This window comes from Proteiniclasticum aestuarii, assembly GCF_017368455.1.
GTDB classification, from domain to species: domain Bacteria; phylum Bacillota; class Clostridia; order Clostridiales; family Clostridiaceae; genus Proteiniclasticum; species Proteiniclasticum aestuarii.
On the sequence record NZ_JAFNJU010000001.1, the window covers coordinates 163,277 to 180,743 of the forward strand.

Genomic DNA, 17,467 nt, shown 5'->3' on the forward strand with positions numbered 1-17,467 from the left:
TCATGATAAAATTAGGCTGTTCAATCTGAAATTTCATGTGATCATACATACAAAATCAGAATCAGACGGAGGAAATATGAAACTGCTGCTGAAAAACGGAAAAATCTACCAGAAGCGCAATCTCTTCACGGATGCTCTTTATATGGAAAACGGATATATCATTTCTTCCGGAAGCAAGGCGCTTCTGGAGGAAAACACACTTAAACCTTCTGAAATCATGGACCTTGACGGAAAAACCGTTGTCCCTGGTTTCAATGATGCCCATCTTCATTTTTATCAGGCTGGAGTGGCGCTGTCCACTGTCAACCTCTATGGATCCGCATCCATAGAGGAAATGATCACCCGAAGCGCAGCCTTTCTGGAAAAGCAGGGGAAAAATCTGAAGACCCTCACCGGAAGAGGCTTCAATCAGGATTATTTCACCGAGAAAAGACTGCCCACAAGAGATGATCTTGACCGGATATCTCGCGATATTCCCATCATTTTCACCAGAACCTGCTCTCATCTTGCTGTGGTGAATTCAGCGGCACTGGAAAAGCTGAATCTTTCCACCCCGCCTCCTTCCATTGAAGGTGGACAGATCGATGCAGCTGCGGATGGTGTGCCCAATGGGGTATTCAGAGAAAACGCCATACGGCTTTTGGACGTGCTTTATGAAGAAGAGTCCATAGACAGTGCCCTGCATCACATACGAGCTGCCGCTGAGAAAGCGCTCTCCTATGGAATCACCTCCGTCCAGGTCAATGACATCTGGCTGGACAATCCCGAAGCGGAAGTGGTGGAAGAAGCGTACAGAAGGTTTGCACAAGAGAATCCGTGCATCCGAATCTATCATCAGATTTACGCCAAGGATGTGAAAACCTTCAGAAAAAGACTCGAATCGGGATTTAACCGCAGTGAAAGCCCCTTTCTGAAGTATGGACTACTGAAGATGTTTGCAGATGGTTCCCTTGGAGCTCGGACCGCCTACCTCAGAAAGCCTTATGCAGACGACCCATCCACCCGTGGAATCCCCACCATGTCCCAGGAGCTTCTCGAGTCCATGATCCGTACCGCCGAAGACCATGGAATCCAGACGGCCATCCATGTCATCGGAGATGGTGCTCTGGAGCGCGTGCTGGATGCCTATGAGAAAGTGATCAGGGACAACAGGAACAGACATGGACTGATTCATGTGCAGATCACGGACCAGACTCTTCTTGAGCGAATCAGAAAACTGAACCTTATGGTTTATGCACAGCCCATCTTCCTCCATTACGATCTGCATATCGTCGAAGATCGTGTGGGGAAAAGTCTTGCTGAGTCCTCCTATGCTTTTGCGACTATGGAAAAACTCGGCATAAGGGTCGCCTACAGCAGTGATGCGCCCATTGAAAATTTCCAGGTGATGGAAAACCTGCACTGCGCGGTAAACAGACAGGACCTAACTCTTTTCCCGCCGAAAGGATACAACACGAAAGAAGCTGTGGACAGATACACCGCACTGGATAACATCACAGCAAACAGTGCCTATATGAGTTTGGAAGAAAACAGGAAAGGCAGACTCCTTCCGGGCTACTATGCGGATCTTGTGGTTCTTGAAGAGCCTTATTTCGATGTCCCCGCAGACAGAATCAAAGACATCAAAGTGCACATGACCATCGTAAATGGACAGATCCGCTATGACAGCAGAAAAGACTGCTGAGATAGGAGAAGAAGGCATCTTGCCAGATGCCTTCTTCTCCTATCTAATCTAGTACTGTTTGAGTATTTCAGCGAGAAAATCTGTGAATTCATCCCGTACATGCTGCGGCTGCATGATTCTTGCTTTCTTTCCATACTGTGCAACCCAGGAAAAGAACGTACTACTCACCTTGACCCTGGTCCTTATGGAAAAGGTTTCTTCCGTTTCCTTCTGGATGCTGATATCCGCACCGAATCGATCCAGCACCTGATTCACCAGATCGTTGTCAAACTCCAGCCAGACCACCTCATCCACACCATTGAACATGTTGAAGGTCTGTTTGGCATATTCCGCTACATTGAAAACCGTATCTTCATTCAATAGATCTCTCATGTCATCCATGAGCTCGATACTGCTCATGCGGTCCACCCTGTAGTGAACAAAGTTATCATGCTTCTTATAATAGGCGATGACATAGTAATTCTCATCATCCCATGACAGTGAATAGGGACTGATGACATATCTTTCTCCGTCTTTTCTGAAAACTTTCTCTTTGTCCAGATTATAGTCAAAGTACTGAAAGGAAACTTTTCTGTTGTCTGCAATAGCCTGATGGAGCTTGTCCACATTGTAATAGATGTTTTCATTGATGGATTTTGCGCGATTCGCCACATAAACCTGTCTCTGCAGCGTCATGGCCTGCTTCTTGCTCGTCAGACTCTCAATCTTCTTGATCAGCTCATTGCTTTTCTTATGGGTCACGAATTTCGAACACTGCACCGCATCCACCAGCAGCTTCAGTTCAGGCAGCTCGAACTCTCTGCTGGCAAGATAGTATTCCGTGGACTTTGACTTTTTCTTGCTGATGTCCAGTCCAAACACTTTAAGAGTATCAATATCCGCATAGATGGATTTACGCTCTGCAGAAATACCGTAATTTTCCAGTTCTCTGATGATATCTGCAATGCCTATGCTGTGCTCTTCATCGGTCTGTTCCAGAAACATTTTCATCAGATACAATATTTTCAGTTTATGACTTCCATTCTTTGCCATAATTCCTCCTTACGTGAAAATGATTGCTATATTATCTATAGTGTATCAGATATCTGATCGAATGAGGTTAAAAAGCTGCAGATTCAGATAAATAACCTCCCAGAAGAACACAGCCGGAAAATGAGAAAGTCCACAGATTTCTCTGCGGACTTTCCTCTCGCGTTATATCAGTAGCCGATCCCAGCGGCTTTGATGTTTTCCGGATCGAAGGCATGGCATGGAGTGACTCCATACACCATGCCGCAATGCGGACACTGGTCTTCAAAGGTACTCATTTCAAATTCCTTTGCGCATTCCACACAGCTGATTTCCATAGGCATGGGCATCATCTGCTCAGAAAAACCCATATGTCTGACCTTTGCTACAACTTCCTCTCCGTTCTTAAAGCTTCCGCTACATCCTTCATGCATAATTACTATACCTCTCCTTTAATATATTTATGATTCAGCACTTCGCCATTTCTGAGACTGGATCTCATTTTACTGATGATCAGATCCATTTTTTCCAGTTCAGACAGAATCGATTTTTCTTCTGCTCTTGTTTCCATGACTTTATGAATCCCGCCATTTTTTATGATGATCCGTTTGTCTGCAATCAATGCAAGACTCGGATCATGGGTCGCCATGAGCACGATTTTTTCTTCACTGACAAGAAGGTTCAGTGCTCTTTTACGATCGATCCCGGCATTTTCGATCTCATCGATGAGGACAATGGGAGATGTGCTCAAAATGGCTGTGTCTGCAATCATGAGCGCTCTTGACTGTCCTCCGCTGAGTCCTGTGATCGGAGTTTCCAGATCGAATTTCTCTCCGGCCAGATCATTTGCGGCATCAATGATACGCTGTGTCATTTCTTCAATATTCTCCACCATTCTGCTTCTGGCATGGAGCTCAATGAACTCACCTACGCTAAGATCCATGACGAAATTCATATTCTGGGAAAGCTGTGCCACCAGCTTGTTGCTTGTGGAGTATCTGAGGCTTTTATCAGGAAGCTCCCCATTGATGAGCACAGTTCTTTGCGTGGGTGTATCCTTGTTGGCTGCCCACTCGATATCTGCAAGAAGTCTGCTCTTGCCTGAGCCTGTTGGGCCCACGATGGATATGATCTCACTGCTGTGAATGGTTAATTTTTCAAAAGTCTCCGGATTACCGGCTTTATCCCTTCCGGCCAGGATCGTAATGCTGTCCACACGATCCTTGTCAAGACCCAGAAAAGAAATCATCTGCTCAATATAGTGATTCAGATCAGATGTGATCTTCTCCTTGTCGATGGCCCACTCTTCCCGTTCCTCATCCGTGTAACGATCCAGGAATTCCTCCACTGTCTTATCTTCATGTCCCTTTATATCCATCTTGTTCTGCTCGAAATATCCTGCCGCAAAGGGATACTTGTGGAGAAGATCCCCGATGATTATTCTTTCATAACTTTTATGCATCCATATCACCCATCTTCATCTTTCTCACATTTCCCATCTGAAACTCTTCTCCGATCCTGGTTTCACCCAGACAGTAGGAGCACAGCGCCGATGGCATCGGAAATTTCAGTTCCATTCCCTTCACACTCTTTATATTCTCTTCTTCATCATATAAGAGCGTACTCAGTTCATAGGCGCCCTGGCCTGTGAGTCCATTGACTGACATGATCACTGCCTGTGGATTCACGGAATGGACTCTGGAGGCGAAGACTTCTCTTTCCGCCTGGGAAACGATATCTCCCTTTGTGATGACGACGATGTCTGCGGTCTTCAGCATAGGCCCGATCTTCTTTGGCGTATTGATCCCACTGAGGTTATCGATGACACAGATGGACTTCACTCCCTTTATATAAGGTGAGCATCTGTTGCAAAGACCCGCACTCTCGGTAACAAGCAGCTTCAGCTCCTTTTTTCTGCCCCATTTCACAACTTCCTCAATGTTACTGGCGAAGTAGTGGTCAGGACATAAGGATCCTGATAGCCCCTTCATCACAGGAATACCTGCTTTCTCATAGAGTATGTCGTCATCGGTATAAAGACAGTCGAACTTGACCACACCGACAGATAATGCTCTTCTCTTGATGGCTTCAATGGTCTTCAGGATCACAGAAGTCTTCCCTGAGGAAGGAGGTCCAGATACAGTCACAAGGTTCATTTTAAATCTCTCCTTTCATAGCCTGATTGAAAAGATCTTCGCAGCGCCTGATCAGCTGCGTCAGGTCGTGCTCTTCTATGAAATCCCATCCAAGCCACATGTACCCGTTTTCTTTCGATATGCGGTTATCCACCTCTGGATTGGTGCTTGGAAATCTTCCGTTGTGCGAAAGAATTTCTCCCACACCCTTTGATGACAGGAAATCTACAATGGGCTTGAGCTTTTCTTTCTTCTCTTTTTTTGTAAGGAGAAAAATCGGGCTCATGATGGCACCGTCTTCCGGCCATACCGCTTCCATGGGGCCTCCTTTTTTCACCATCTTGGTGAAGAAGTAGGGCATGATGGTTACAGAAGGTCTCTCCAGAAGTTTCGCATGTGACTTGACCATCTCCGACGGATGCATGCTTCTCTGCATGTTTCTGCCCAGCCTTACAATGCCCTCATCCCCATATATTTTATAGATGTTCAGAAGAATCGCATTGAACAGATCAAAATCGCTCACAGGCAGGCTGATGCTGTTTCGAAACTCATCCTTGAGCACATCTTCCCAGCTTCTTGGCATCTTTCTGTCCCCAAGCTCTTTCACATTGACCAGGAATACCGCAGGCACGACCCCGATCATGGAATACTGCTTCTTCGGATCTCTCAGGCGGAGAGATTCACTCTCAAAATCTTCATTATAATGCTCGAAGTCCATGAGATCTTCAAACAGATCTCTGGATTTGTACTTTCCGAAAAGCTTCTTATCAAAGAACATATCAAATCCTGCTGAAATGAATACATCCGGTAGTTTTTCGATTTCTTCGCTTTTCAGAGACTCCTCCAGCCACCCGATTCCCATGGAGGCGGCTTTCAGCTCATACTCCAGATGGTATCCCAGACTCTGACTTGAATGCCACTCTTCAAAGGTTTCCAGCAGCGGAACTCTCACCGGACATGGTAGGACGCCAGCCATATGGACAGTATCCTCCTGATTCGAAACACCTTTTACTGATCCCTCTGACAGAGCTGTTCTTTCTTCCAGCTGTTCGATGAATGCATTCAGTGAGATTCCTTTGGACTTAAGGGAATCTCCGATGGTCACGAGTTTTCCGAGGGTCCTTCTTCTCTCCTCATCTTTCAGATTGTCGAAACCCAAAGAGATCAGAAGATCCAGTGCATCCTTGTAGCTTTCAGTTACCTGAAACAAGGAATCTTTATGATCGATATTTATTCTATCCATTGTATTCTCCTCACGATTACTTCTTGGCACTTTGCCACCGCTTTCAAGTGTAGCATGTTCTTCCTCAATATTCGGTATCTCAGGATACCATTTATAAATATTGATAATGATTCTCACACACTTTCTTCGTTAAAAAGCCTCCCAAGTATCACATGAACGCATACTTCAGGAGGCAATTGGTTTGACTTCATTTTTTCAGTTCTTTTGAGATTCTTTCAATATCAATCAGTTTGAAATTTCTTCCTTCAAAGTCGATGATTCCTTCTTCTTTCAGACGAATCAGTTCTCTTGAAAGAGAAGGTCTGGATACTTGAAGATATTCCGCCATTTCTATTCTTCTCAGCGGCACCATGAACTCACTCTGTTTTCTGCTTTGATGCTGTTTCAGAAGATAGAAACATATTTTTCTTCGAATGCTCTTAAGCGACAGCAGTTCCAGCTTATCATTCAATGCACGGGCTTTCTTCGCAATGATGTAAAGCATATTCAGCGTGAATCTGCTTGCTGCATTACTGCTCATCTGCTCTGCGTTCATCAGCTTTTCCGCAGGCAGGAAAAGAATGGTTGCATCCTTTTCTGCCAGGACCGTGGCGGTCCAGAGGCTTCCCGTATATACCGCCACTTCCCCGAAAATATCACCCTGACTGAGCCTGGCCATCATGAGCCGGTCTCCTGAGGACGTGTCTTTACCGATGGACACCATTCCTCTCAAGACAATACCGATTCCATGGAGTTTTTCATTTTCCACTGTAATGGTTTCATTTTTACTATAGGAGGCAATATAAGCACCCATGCCACTTAGCATCTCTCCAATTTCGTCTCTGGACATTTCTCGAAAAAGCGGGTTCTCCATGAGCAGCTTCAAATAAGATTCAACCATATGCATCCTTCCTTTTAGAATCTGCTATTTGGCATAGCTGTCAAAATAACCCTGAATCAGTATGATCGGCGTTCCCTTATCTCCACTCCCTGAGGTCAGGTCACTCAATGAGCCCAGTAGATCAGTAATTCTTCTAGGTGTTGTCCCTTCAGCGGTCATGTCTCCGAATAGATTCTCTCCTTTATTTCTGATATATTCGGTGATTGCCTTCTTCAGCTCTTCCCCTTCCAGATGCGAAAACTCATTGTCCGCAATATACTTCAGCTTGATCTCATTCGGTTGTCCTTCCAGGCCTTTCGTGTACGCAGGCGATACCACCGGATCTGCCAGCTCCCAGATGCCACCCACAGGATCTTTGAAGGCACCGTCTCCATAGATCATGACTTCAATCTCCTTGCCTGTCTGTTCTTTAAACATCTTCTGAATTCTGTCGACGATCTCCTGACCGTCCCTCGGGAAGAGCTTCAAGGTTTCTTCCGTCGCCTTGTTGCTTCCAAGCAGACCATATTCCTTATTATACCCACTGCCATCCATGGATGAATTCAGAATATCACTGAGGCTGAACACCACTTCCGCACCGTCTCTTTTCAAAAGTCTCTTTGTCCGTTCTCTTGAATGGATATCACAGTTCAGTACAGACTTGGTGTAGGAAAGGATCGCATTAGGCTGATTTGCGAGAATCACCTCCGCTTCGCATCCTTCTTCTTCAATAATCTTTTTGTAGAAGGAAATGTAATCCACACCGGTGAAGGTATGTTTCTCATATCCGAACAGGGATCTGTACTTCTCCTCCGTCAGGACATCCATATATGGATCCACTCCCTTTTCATCCAGCTGGTCCAGGCTGACCAGCGCATTGCCCACCTCATCTGATGGATAGCTCAGCATGAGAACGACTTTTCTCGCTCCCCTCGCTATCCCTTTCAGGCACAGTGAAAATCTGTTTCTGCTCAGAATAGGAAAAATCACCCCGATGGTCTCATCCTGGAATTTCTTTTTCACGTCCTCTGCAATATCATCTACAGATGCATAGTTCCCCTGCGCTCTTGCCACAACTGCCTCCGTCACGGAGACCACATCTCTGTCGTTCAGGACGATCTGCTCCGAAGCTGCAGCTTTTATAACAGATTCCACCACGATCGATGCGATATCATCTCCTTCTCTTATGATTGGTGCACGTATTCCTCTAGAAGTTGTTCCTATCATTCTTTCCATAATCTATCCTCCAGTTAATATTATAAGGTGTAGAAGCGTTCCATCTTCATTGTCTCATTATACCCTTCTTTCTGCCTTGGAATCAATTCATCATTCTTTAAGCCTTCCTCTTCCATACTGATATTTTTCTTCTATGACTACAAAGAATAAGGTATACTAAGCTCAAAGAAGGAGTGTTCTATGAAACCTTTAAAAAGAATTACACTAAGAGCTTTATCCAGCATTGATATGAATATCAAAAAAAATTACAAACTGTTTCGAAAAGTTCAGAAAATCATCACTCCACCCCCCAGAGTACCCTACAGAGCTTTTGACCATAAAGTGATGACAGGAGATCGTGAAATACCCATACGCCTTTTTATCCCTAAGGAGAACAGAAAAGACAAGGTGATGATCTTCTTCCACGGAGGAGGATGGGTCACAGGTGATATTGATACCTATACACCCGTCTGTGCCACGCTGGCAGAAGCCACAGGGCATACCATCGTTTCTGTAGATTATGCTCTGGCACCCGAAAACCCTTATCCCATCGGACTTCAGGACTGCTACACAGCAGCTAAGGAGATTTTCCAGAACATCGGACTTCTCGGCGCTACACCTGAGGATATCACCCTAATCGGAGACAGTGCAGGCGGAAATCTGGCTGCGGTTGTTTCCCTCATGGCCAGAGATAAAGGCGAATTCATGCCTCGAAGACAGATCCTGATTTATCCGGCAACCTACCACGATCACAGCATTCATTCTCCTTTCCGATCCGTTCAGGAGAATGGAGAAGATTTTATTCTCACCGCAGAGAGAATCGAAGATTACATGGATCTTTATGTACCCGTTAAAGCCGCACGCAAAACACCTTATGTGGCTCCTCTCATTGCAGACGATCTCAGCGCCCAACCGAAAACACTGATCATCACTTCGGAATATGACCCTTTACGTGATGAAGGAGAAGCCTACGGAAAAAGACTGCGCAGCTTCGGGAACGAAGTGAGGATTTTTCAGATGAAGGAAGCGCTCCACGGCTACATGAACAATCCCTTATCTTCGGATATTGTGGAGCATACCATTGAAATCATCAATCTGTTCTTAAGCGAATAGTAGAAAGCGAGGTGTATTCATGAAGGAGAACAAAAAAATCAGATGGAGAAGACTGGACAACGCTTCCAAAATCTTTCCGCCAACCGTCACAAACAGAGATACGAAAGTATTTCGTCTTTACTGCGAACTGACTGAGGAAGTGGATCCGAAGCTCCTTCAGGAAGCGGTGTCACCAACCCTGGACAGCTTTCCTCTTTATCGATCCATTCTACGCAGAGGCGCATTCTGGTATTATTTCGAATCCAGCGATCTGGAGCCTGTTGTGGAAGAAGAATCCAAACCCATCTGCGCCCCTTTATATCTGAAAGAAGAAAAGAGCCTTCTCTTCAGAGTGTTCTATTTCAGAAAGAGAATCAGCGTGGAGATCTTCCATGCATTAAGTGATGGGGCTGGAGCTAACTGGTTTTTCGAAACACTCATCTATCACTATATGACGCTGAAACACAAAAATGATCTTCCGGAGGATTTTCCCACACTGCGCTATAAAGCATCCATGAGCCAGAAGATGGACGACAGTTTCGAAAAAACCTATTACAAGAAACGAGCAGCAGAGAATGTGGTCAAATCGCCTTCCGTCAAAGCATACCAGCTAAGGGGTACAAAGGTGGAAGAGAATCGTACCAAGCTCATAGAAGGCACCTTATCCGTAAAGAAGGTCCTTGAACTGGCTCATGAATACAACACAACCTTGACCGTCTTCATGACGGCACTCTATTTCTATGCAATCAACAAGGATATGCCCTCAAAGATGCGGAAAGATCCTGTTGTTCTACAGGTGCCCATAAACCTGAGACAGTTCTTCGAATCAAACACTGCACGAAATTTTTTCGCTACCATGAACATTCAATATGATTTCTCCCGTGAGAGTCACGAGCTGCAGGATATCATTCATTCTGTCAGTGAAAGCTTCAAAAATGAACTGACCAGAGACAAGGTCAACCATCATCTTGACCAGCTCATGTCTCTGGAGAAAAATCCTTTTGCTCGAGTGATTCCGCTGCCTGTGAAAGATATTGCTCTGAAAATCGCGAATCATATCAAGGATCGTCAGATCACCTCCTCCATCTCCAATGTAGGAAGAATCATCATGCCGAAGGAATTTGAACCCTACATCCATAAGTTCAGTGTCTTCGTCAGTGCAAGACGACCTCAGATAGTCATGTGTTCTTACCGGGATCAGCTGGTGGTGAGCTTCACGTCTCCCTATCAGGATACCGATCTTCAGAGAACCTATTTCGAATTTCTGACCAGCAGAGGCATCCAGGTCGGCATCTCTTCAAATCTGTAGAAAGGAGGAACCCCATGCAGCACTGTACACATTGCAATGTTGAAGTTCTTGAGACCAGAACCACCTGCCCGCTCTGCGGAAACAAACTGCCGCCCCCTCAGGAAGGAGAAGCAGCTGTATCATTTCCGCAGATTCCATCCTACCTGAAAAGTCATATGACACTGAGAATTCTCCTGTTTGTCTCCGTTGTCATGGTAGTGTTCAGTTTCACCATCTACTTCATCTTCCCCACAGAATTAAACTGGCCCCTACTGCTTCTTCTGGGACTGCTCAGCATCTGGCTTGATATGATTTTTCTTGTTCAGAAAAGATTCCATATTCCCAAGAAGATCGTCTGGCAGGTGGCTATCATTTCGCTCCTGTCTGTCTTCTGGGACTGGAATACCGGATGGCGTGGGTGGTCGCTGAATTACGTGATCCCCCTTCTCTGTATTACCGCACTGCTTCTCATGTACTCCATAGCAGTGATCATGAAGCTGGGAAACAGAGACTATATCACCTATGCCTTCATGTCTGCGCTTTTCGGTTTTATTCCGATCCTGTTTCTCCTTTTTGACTGGGTTACAGTGGAATATCCCTCCATTATCAGCATCGCGGTCAGCTTTATCTTTCTTTCCGCAATTTTCATCCTTCAGGGGAGCAGCATCAAATCTGAAATCGAAAAGAGATTTCATATATGAAATCACCATGGAAATTCCATGGTGATTTTTCATGCAGTCATTCAATTCAAAGATGGATCTTCTTCGTATCTCTGATACTCCCACCCACAAAGATTCTCCTGATTTCCCCTTGTCTTTCTTCGATGGATGCTCTGATTATTGATGAACGCCCCATTGCTTCCCCTTGCAAAAATACCAGAGAGGCAGATTCATTATCAGATATCAGTCCATATCTATGGAGATAAGCTGCAAGAGCACCACTGGCAGTACCTGTCGCAGACTCTTCGCTGATTCCCAGAGATGGCGCAAAATTCCTTGTATACGCAGTCACTTTCTCCTCATCCATAGCAAACAGATGATATCCCTCTGCATCATGACGATCGGATAGATGGGTGATTTTATCAAAATCCGGTCTGATCTGATCTAGAACAGCTTTCGTTCTGACAGGTATGATCAGATCCTTTAATCCGGTGGAGACAAACTGCGGAAGATGCTCAGGCAAAAGATCTTCTGCATCAATATTCAGTGAATCAGAAACTACTATCGGATCTGCGTATTCAAAGAAAATCGGTCTGGAGAGTTCCATCATCACGCTGTCAGGGCTGATCTCGATATGCAGCTCTTCCTGAACGGTTTCCAGTCTATACTGCCCCGAGGCTAAGATATTCAGATCTCTTAACAGAGAAAACACCGCGATGGTCGCGTGCCCGCATAAATCAACTTCTCGTACAGGTGTAAAGTATCTCACTTTTCGATCCGCCTTACTGGAACGCATGACAAATGCTGTTTCGGAGAATCCGATTTTCTGTGCGATTTCCTGCATTTTTTGTTCAGAAAAAGAGTCCGCTTCTAGAACTACTGCTGCAGGATTGCCCCCACCCGTTTCTTCTGCAAAAGAATTTGTAGTATAAACTTCTATCATAGCCATCACTTCCTTCTTCATTAATCATATGAAACTATAAATCCCCTGTCTCTTTCATCTTAACGCAGAAGGCTTTCAATTTGAACCGGATTTCCATTTTTCCTTAAAAAACAGTGTGCCATCTAAGCACACTGTCTGGAAATTGCGTAGCCTCTTCTCCATCATCAATTTCGGATTTTACAGTAATCAGGATGAATTCCTTCACCTTGATCACTCACCCTGACATACTGATGCAGTCAGAAATCAATCTTGTTCAGAAGTTCCCTTAATTTCAAGGCTTCTTCCTTGGATAGAGTGATTCCCTTCGCCATTTTTTCATGTTCAGGATCCCATTCACGAATATCGAATTTACCTGGTCTGTCATTCCAGCTGATCAGATTCAGTTCCTTCGTCCACCCTTTAGGTGATACAGAAATTTCACCGATCTTCTCCAGAATTTCATACTTAATATCTGCCACAGACATCATCTGCTACTCAAAATATGGACAACTATCCATATCGAGACTTTTACTGCTTCTTCCTGTATGCTTTCGCCTCAGTCTCCTGAGCTGCTACGCACAAGTTCCTGTACAGTCCACAGTCGTAAATTCCCGACTAGCCATCGGTACACATCTATAGTAGCGTTATGGTGCTACATTGTAGACTTTGGCATTCAGAAGATTCATGCTGGCATTCCTGTCCCTGTCTATGACGAGGCCGCACGCATCGCATCTGTATGTTCTATCAGATAGCTTCAGATCCTTTCTGATGGAACCACATTCCGAGCACAGCCTGCTTGAAGGATACCACCTGTCAGCAATTCTTAGTTCTATCCCGTTCTTCCTGCACTTGTCCGCAAGTTTCAGCCTGAAGGAATAGAAGTTCTGGCTTTGTACAGCCTTCGCTAAATGCCTGTTCTTCATCATGCCCTTCACGTTCAGGTCTTCCATGCTCATAAAACGTGGTTTTTGCCTGATCACCTGATTGATGTGATTTTCCCTTATGCAGGAAAGTCTCTGATGAAGTTTCTGTACCTTTATGGTCTGCTTATGGATGTTCTGTCTAGTAGCGCCTCCTTTCGTTTCTTTATTTCTGACTTTCAGGCTTTCGTATTTTCTCGAAAGCCTTCTTTGTTCGCGTTTCAGCCTTTTTTCCAGTTCACGCACGGATCTGGTCTTGTTGATGTTTGCGAATGGATTTTCCATGGTGTTCACCACCGCAAAATCCCTGATGCCCAGATCTATGCCGATACCATTTCCTTCAGGCACATCACAGGGCTTCTCTAGCTACTCCTTTCCTATACCCTTATTATACCTCAGTCCGTCCGTTTCAATCACAAACTTCTTCAATCAATATTCCATTCCTGAAGTCAGAAATAATTACCACCTGTTAATTTTCAGAAAATTGTTACTCCATATTTGATTTTACCTGCAATAATCAGAAAATACGTACTTTTGTTCGGTATTTATATCGATACGATGTAAAGTTCAGCAAATACTACATATAAATTCACAAATTTTATCATATTCTTTAAAATCTTCATAACTTCATCATATCTCGAACATATAATAGGCCTGTAATTAATTTGTAATGTTTAGAGGTTAGGAGAACACAATGAAGAATATCAGAATGAAAGTCATTGCGGCTTTAATCACAACTTCCACTTTATTCGGAGTAACAACCCCAGTTATGGCATCCCCTGTTTCAGAGGAAGTTCAGCAGGAAATGCTTCAGCAGCAGGCAGAATACAGAGAAGTAGAAGAAAAAATAAACATGCTTCACATGGAAATTGACGAGATTCTTGATGGAATCACGGATATCATGGTGAGAATTGAAGAAACCAACGAAAAAATAACCGTGGTGGAAGAAGAAAAGAAAGCCACTATGGATAAGATCACAGAAACAGAAGCTGAACTAAAAATAAAGATTGAAGAATACGGCGAAAGACTTCGCGCCATGTACAAACAGGGTAACACTGGAATCCTGAGTGCAATACTTGGCTCTGAGAGCATTGCGGACCTGATTTCAAGAACAGAAGCGGTCATCAAAATCGCGAAGATTGACAAGCAGCTTCTAGATGAGATTGAAGAAATCAAGAAACAGCTGGAAGAAGAAAAGAGCAATCTTCAGAAGGACATTGACGTATTAGAAGAACTTAATGCAGTAAATGCAGAAGATATGAAGAAGGCGGAAGAAAAGAAAGCCGAAGCGGATGATAAACTTCTTGAAATGGAAGAAGAAGAGAAGAAAATCGCAGGCAGTCTTTCCACCACAGAACTTTCTCTACTTGAAGCAAGCAAGTCCATTGTCAATAATTCCTCCAGCTCAGATGAGAAGTTGAATGCTGCTATTACTGAAATGAGAAGAATAAGAGAATCCATCATCACTGAAGCTGCTGATAATGAAGCAGTGGAGCTGATTGAAAAAGCGAAATCCATACTGAAAGAACGTAGACTGGCTAGAGAAAATGCTCAGCAGAATAACAGTTCAAGCAATGCCGGTGCTGCCTCCGTTTCAAGCAGTGCTATTGTTAACAAGGCATACCAGTACCTGGGTGTACCCTATGTTTGGGGTGGCACATCACCAAGCGGGTTTGACTGTTCCGGATTTATTCAGTATGTATATAGATCACAAGGCATTAGTCTGCCAAGAGTATCAAGAGCACAGGCAGCATCAGGAAGCTATGTCTCCATCTCCAATGCTCAGCCTGGGGATATCCTGTATTTCGGTCAGTCCTCTGTAACACATGTGGGGATCTATATCGGAAACAACAAAATGATACATGCGCCAAGGCCTGGAAAAACAGTTGAAATCGTAGATATCGGCTGGCATGTAAGAAATTACAGAATCAAGGGTGCGAGAAGAATCTAATCAGAAATTAACATGAACTAAAAATGATAGGTCAGACGACCTATCATTTTTTCATTTCCTATAAAATCAGCTTCAAAAGCAGCGGAACAATCACCGCAGTCAGTAGACCTGCTATTCCGATGGAAAGACCACTCATGCTGCCTTCGATTTCCCCCTCTTCCAGAGCTTTTGTGGTACCTAGAGCATGGGATGTCGTTCCATAGGCGATGCCGCGTGCAACCTTATCACTGATCCTGAATATCCTGAAAATCACAGGGCCTAGAATGACTCCTGTGAGCCCTGAAATGATGATTGCAGCAATTGTAATCTGAGGAATCCCTCCGATCTGCTGAGAAAGTTCAATCCCGATGGGCGTTGTCACGGATTTAGGAACCAGTGTGTAAAACATCTCTTTCCCCAGGTCCGTGTATTCCACCAGTAGGTAGAGAGAGATAAAATTGACTAGGACTCCAGCAGTGATGCCAAGAAAAATCGGCCACAGATTTGCGCGAAGCAGCTTGAAATTTCGGTATAAAGGCACTGCCAGTGCAACAGTGGCGGGTGTAATGAAGAAGGAAACAATTTTCCCTCCTGCATTGTAGCTTTCGTAGTCAATTCCCCAAATCACAAGAAAGAGAATAATAAGTACCGTTGAGATCAGAAGTGGATTCAATAGCGCATACCCCGTCCTTCTCTGCAGGTATAAACCAGCTTCATAGGCCATCAGGGTGATCAGCACACCGAATATCGGATTGTCAATAAGCTGCGTCATGATTTCCTCCTCCGAATCACCTGAACTACGACAGCGGTAACACTCATTACGATCACCGAGCTGACCACTGATATGCCAAGAAGGATTGCCCAGGATGATTTCAGAATACCAGCCACGGTGATCAGTCCCACTCCTGCTGGAACAAAGAAAACAGCCAGATGATTCATCAGAAAGCCTGTGAGATCTTCAATCATTTTCACGCGAACCAGCCCAGATAGCAGAAGTGATAGTAACAGCAATAATCCGAGCACACTTCCCGGTAAAGGTACATGGAGCACCTTATTCATAAACTCTCCTGTTGCAGAAATACCCAGCAACAGGATTGATTGTCTGATTAATTTCATTTAGTCTTTTCTCCTGTCCTATAATATATGTATGCAGCACTTCTACCTAAGCGTATCCTGTAAGGACCGCAAATCAGTCTATCCGCACTGCAAACCTGCTCTATACCTATAGAGCAAAACACCAAAGATCTGTAAATATATGTCTCCTCTCTACTTCAATATCGGATGTACATAGCGATTCCTTTTCTTCGTACTCTGTCCGTACTGGATCGCCTCTACTGGGCAGCGGTTTATGCAGGCTACGCAATGAATACATTGCTCTTTGATCCACTTGGGTCTTCCATCCACCATTTCTATGGCTTTTGCTGGGCAGATCTCCTCGCATAGATTGCACGAAATGCATCGATTGTCCGCATAGAATTTTCTGGTTTTACGCCCTTTCTCATAAATGGGATAGACCGCTCCCGTGAGCATCCTTTCAAAAAATGTGGATGGCTTGTCTGACTTTCCATTTACGGATATGGACTTCATGATTGCCCTTAATCTTCCTTCCGCATTTTTCAGAGTCTGCTCCTGCTCCACCTTATTCTGCAGATCATATCCGAAAATGAAATTATCCACCATAGGAAGTCCATAAAAAGCTGATAAGTTAAGCCCCTTCTCTTTCAGAAGCTTTTTCATCACTCTATCTACTGCACCATAATTGGCACCACATGTCACAACAGAGTATACATGCACTGAATCAGTAGTGTTCATCTCTATCTTGCCGATGAACTCTTTAACGATTGTAGGCAGCCCATAATAATAGGCAGGAAACACAAACCCGATCCGATCTCCCGCTTCAATTTCATATCTGTACTGACTCTTCTCCATCGCCTCTGCCATATCAATGACCCTGCCACCGATCTGCTCCCTGATTCGCTCTGCAGCATATAAGGAATTACCTGTTCCCGAAAAATAAAAAATCATGATACCCCCCCTTCTCTACCTATATGATATCAGCTGAACCACTGAATTCAAACAAATATATCATGAAGTTCAGGAAAGCATTAAAAAAGACTACGATCCGATTTCCCAGATCAGGTCAGAAGATTCAGCTGGGTTATTGCCATCAGCTGCGAAAATAAATCAATCTGATTCAGTTTCATCATCAAACGTTATTGACAATTTCTGATTTTTACTATATATTAGGTTTTGTACTTATATTTGACCAAATTAGTCGGATTACTAGGAAGAGAAGAGTATGCTATTCAATGTTTCAAGAGAGTAAATCCCTTAGGCTGGAAGGATTTTAAACGGATCATAGCAGAAGTGCATCTCTGAGTACTGGATTGAAATAACAGTAGACTCCAGCGGGTATGCCCGTTACAGCATTGAGGTATGAATGTACCAATATTGAGTTTTCCCTGCATCGTAGTGTAGGGTCAACAGAGTGGGACCGTGGAAGTAAACTTCT

General features: G+C 44.2%; 17 protein-coding genes and 1 pseudogene. 5 read left to right on the top strand and 13 right to left on the bottom strand.

The annotated features are described in order from the left end of the window. The first annotated feature begins 76 nt into the window (after positions 1 to 76). Entirely contained in the window at positions 77 to 1,684 is a 1,608-nt protein-coding gene (locus J3A84_RS00800; protein WP_207598095.1) for an amidohydrolase, read from the top strand. 48 nt (positions 1,685 to 1,732) lie between these two features. Here J3A84_RS00800 and J3A84_RS00805 read toward each other — a convergent pair whose 3' ends face one another. From J3A84_RS00805 to J3A84_RS00835, 7 genes are all read right to left on the bottom strand, one after another. Continuing rightward, positions 1,733 to 2,716 carry a helix-turn-helix transcriptional regulator gene (locus J3A84_RS00805; protein WP_207598096.1) on the bottom strand — a complete coding sequence of 328 codons (984 nt, stop codon included), beginning with the start codon at positions 2,714 to 2,716 and terminating at the stop codon, positions 1,733 to 1,735. 167 nt (positions 2,717 to 2,883) lie between these two features. Continuing rightward, on the bottom strand, positions 2,884 to 3,126 hold the full coding sequence (locus J3A84_RS00810; protein WP_207598097.1) for a hypothetical protein: 243 nt from the start codon (positions 3,124 to 3,126) through the stop codon (positions 2,884 to 2,886). Between the two features lie 5 nt (positions 3,127 to 3,131). Continuing rightward, on the bottom strand, positions 3,132 to 4,154 hold the full coding sequence (locus J3A84_RS00815; RefSeq protein ID WP_207598098.1) for an ATP-binding cassette domain-containing protein: 1,023 nt from the start codon (positions 4,152 to 4,154) through the stop codon (positions 3,132 to 3,134). Next, entirely contained in the window at positions 4,147 to 4,848 is a 702-nt protein-coding gene (locus J3A84_RS00820) for a GTP-binding protein (protein ID WP_207598099.1), read from the bottom strand. The genes J3A84_RS00815 and J3A84_RS00820 overlap by 8 nt, the downstream gene beginning before the upstream one ends. A 1-nt stretch (position 4,849) precedes the next feature. Then, complete coding sequence (locus J3A84_RS00825) at positions 4,850 to 6,070, bottom strand: ABC transporter substrate-binding protein (RefSeq protein WP_207598100.1); 1,221 nt, start codon at positions 6,068 to 6,070, stop codon at positions 4,850 to 4,852. A gap of 187 nt (positions 6,071 to 6,257) precedes the next feature. After that, the gene (locus J3A84_RS00830; RefSeq protein WP_207598101.1) at positions 6,258 to 6,950 is read right to left on the bottom strand and encodes a Crp/Fnr family transcriptional regulator; all 693 of its coding nucleotides are present in this window, start codon (positions 6,948 to 6,950) and stop codon (positions 6,258 to 6,260) included. 24 nt (positions 6,951 to 6,974) lie between these two features. Next, positions 6,975 to 8,165 (bottom strand): coenzyme F420-0:L-glutamate ligase, encoded by a 1,191-nt coding sequence (locus tag J3A84_RS00835; RefSeq protein ID WP_207598102.1) that lies wholly within the window; start codon positions 8,163 to 8,165, stop codon positions 6,975 to 6,977. Positions 8,166 to 8,345: 180 nt separating this feature from the next. Between J3A84_RS00835 and J3A84_RS00840 the strand changes: the two genes are divergently transcribed. From J3A84_RS00840 to J3A84_RS00850, 3 genes are read left to right on the top strand one after another with little or no spacing between them, the layout of a single operon-like run. After that, entirely contained in the window at positions 8,346 to 9,257 is a 912-nt protein-coding gene (locus J3A84_RS00840) for an alpha/beta hydrolase (RefSeq protein WP_207598103.1), read from the top strand. A 19-nt stretch (positions 9,258 to 9,276) separates the two neighbouring features. After that, positions 9,277 to 10,545: a condensation domain-containing protein gene (locus J3A84_RS00845; protein ID WP_207598104.1), complete on the top strand. Its 1,269-nt coding sequence runs from the start codon at positions 9,277 to 9,279 to the stop codon at positions 10,543 to 10,545. Between the two features lie 14 nt (positions 10,546 to 10,559). Then, a complete protein-coding gene (locus J3A84_RS00850) occupies positions 10,560 to 11,225 on the top strand; it encodes a DUF6320 domain-containing protein (RefSeq protein WP_207598105.1) in 666 nt (221 codons plus the stop codon). Positions 11,226 to 11,271: 46 nt separating this feature from the next. Here the strand turns inward: J3A84_RS00850 and J3A84_RS00855 are convergent, their stop codons facing one another. The 3 genes and pseudogenes from J3A84_RS00855 to J3A84_RS00865 all read right to left on the bottom strand — a co-directional run. Continuing rightward, positions 11,272 to 12,126, bottom strand: coding sequence for a PhzF family phenazine biosynthesis protein (locus J3A84_RS00855; RefSeq protein ID WP_207598106.1), 855 nt, complete (start codon positions 12,124 to 12,126; stop codon positions 11,272 to 11,274). Positions 12,127 to 12,362: 236 nt separating this feature from the next. Beyond that, positions 12,363 to 12,584, bottom strand: a complete 222-nt coding sequence (locus J3A84_RS00860) for a PC4/YdbC family ssDNA-binding protein (protein WP_207598107.1) — start codon at positions 12,582 to 12,584, stop codon at positions 12,363 to 12,365. Between the two features lie 165 nt (positions 12,585 to 12,749). After that, positions 12,750 to 13,370: pseudogene (locus tag J3A84_RS00865) on the bottom strand (RNA-guided endonuclease InsQ/TnpB family protein); the annotation flags it as partial. A gap of 349 nt (positions 13,371 to 13,719) precedes the next feature. Here J3A84_RS00865 and J3A84_RS00870 point away from each other — a divergent pair. Next, positions 13,720 to 14,976, top strand: coding sequence for a C40 family peptidase (locus J3A84_RS00870; RefSeq protein WP_207598109.1), 1,257 nt, complete (start codon positions 13,720 to 13,722; stop codon positions 14,974 to 14,976). A gap of 58 nt (positions 14,977 to 15,034) precedes the next feature. Here J3A84_RS00870 and J3A84_RS00875 read toward each other — a convergent pair whose 3' ends face one another. From J3A84_RS00875 to J3A84_RS00885, 3 genes are all read right to left on the bottom strand, one after another. Beyond that, positions 15,035 to 15,727 (bottom strand): LrgB family protein, encoded by a 693-nt coding sequence (locus J3A84_RS00875; RefSeq protein ID WP_207598110.1) that lies wholly within the window; start codon positions 15,725 to 15,727, stop codon positions 15,035 to 15,037. Continuing rightward, a complete protein-coding gene (locus J3A84_RS00880) occupies positions 15,724 to 16,071 on the bottom strand; it encodes a CidA/LrgA family protein (RefSeq protein WP_207598111.1) in 348 nt (115 codons plus the stop codon). Before J3A84_RS00880 ends, J3A84_RS00875 begins: the two co-directional genes overlap by 4 nt. A 150-nt stretch (positions 16,072 to 16,221) precedes the next feature. Continuing rightward, positions 16,222 to 16,980: an EFR1 family ferrodoxin gene (locus J3A84_RS00885; protein WP_207598112.1), complete on the bottom strand. Its 759-nt coding sequence runs from the start codon at positions 16,978 to 16,980 to the stop codon at positions 16,222 to 16,224. Positions 16,981 to 17,467 lie beyond the last annotated feature (487 nt).

Coding starts and splice junctions, on each gene's coding strand:
- J3A84_RS00810 (WP_207598097.1), bottom strand. CDS start 3,126: ATGCATGAAGGATGTAGCGGAAGCTTTAAGAACGGAGAGGAAGTTGTA.
- J3A84_RS00830 (WP_207598101.1), bottom strand. CDS start 6,950: ATGGTTGAATCTTATTTGAAGCTGCTCATGGAGAACCCGCTTTTTCGA.
- J3A84_RS00880 (WP_207598111.1), bottom strand. CDS start 16,071: ATGAAATTAATCAGACAATCAATCCTGTTGCTGGGTATTTCTGCAACA.
- J3A84_RS00845 (WP_207598104.1), top strand. CDS start 9,277: ATGAAGGAGAACAAAAAAATCAGATGGAGAAGACTGGACAACGCTTCC.
- J3A84_RS00800 (WP_207598095.1), top strand. CDS start 77: ATGAAACTGCTGCTGAAAAACGGAAAAATCTACCAGAAGCGCAATCTC.
- J3A84_RS00870 (WP_207598109.1), top strand. CDS start 13,720: ATGAAGAATATCAGAATGAAAGTCATTGCGGCTTTAATCACAACTTCC.
- J3A84_RS00875 (WP_207598110.1), bottom strand. CDS start 15,727: ATGACGCAGCTTATTGACAATCCGATATTCGGTGTGCTGATCACCCTG.
- J3A84_RS00840 (WP_207598103.1), top strand. CDS start 8,346: ATGAAACCTTTAAAAAGAATTACACTAAGAGCTTTATCCAGCATTGAT.
- J3A84_RS00815 (WP_207598098.1), bottom strand. CDS start 4,154: ATGCATAAAAGTTATGAAAGAATAATCATCGGGGATCTTCTCCACAAG.
- J3A84_RS00850 (WP_207598105.1), top strand. CDS start 10,560: ATGCAGCACTGTACACATTGCAATGTTGAAGTTCTTGAGACCAGAACC.
- J3A84_RS00855 (WP_207598106.1), bottom strand. CDS start 12,126: ATGATAGAAGTTTATACTACAAATTCTTTTGCAGAAGAAACGGGTGGG.
- J3A84_RS00820 (WP_207598099.1), bottom strand. CDS start 4,848: ATGAACCTTGTGACTGTATCTGGACCTCCTTCCTCAGGGAAGACTTCT.
- J3A84_RS00885 (WP_207598112.1), bottom strand. CDS start 16,980: ATGATTTTTTATTTTTCGGGAACAGGTAATTCCTTATATGCTGCAGAG.
- J3A84_RS00835 (WP_207598102.1), bottom strand. CDS start 8,165: ATGGAAAGAATGATAGGAACAACTTCTAGAGGAATACGTGCACCAATC.
- J3A84_RS00805 (WP_207598096.1), bottom strand. CDS start 2,716: ATGGCAAAGAATGGAAGTCATAAACTGAAAATATTGTATCTGATGAAA.
- J3A84_RS00825 (WP_207598100.1), bottom strand. CDS start 6,070: ATGGATAGAATAAATATCGATCATAAAGATTCCTTGTTTCAGGTAACT.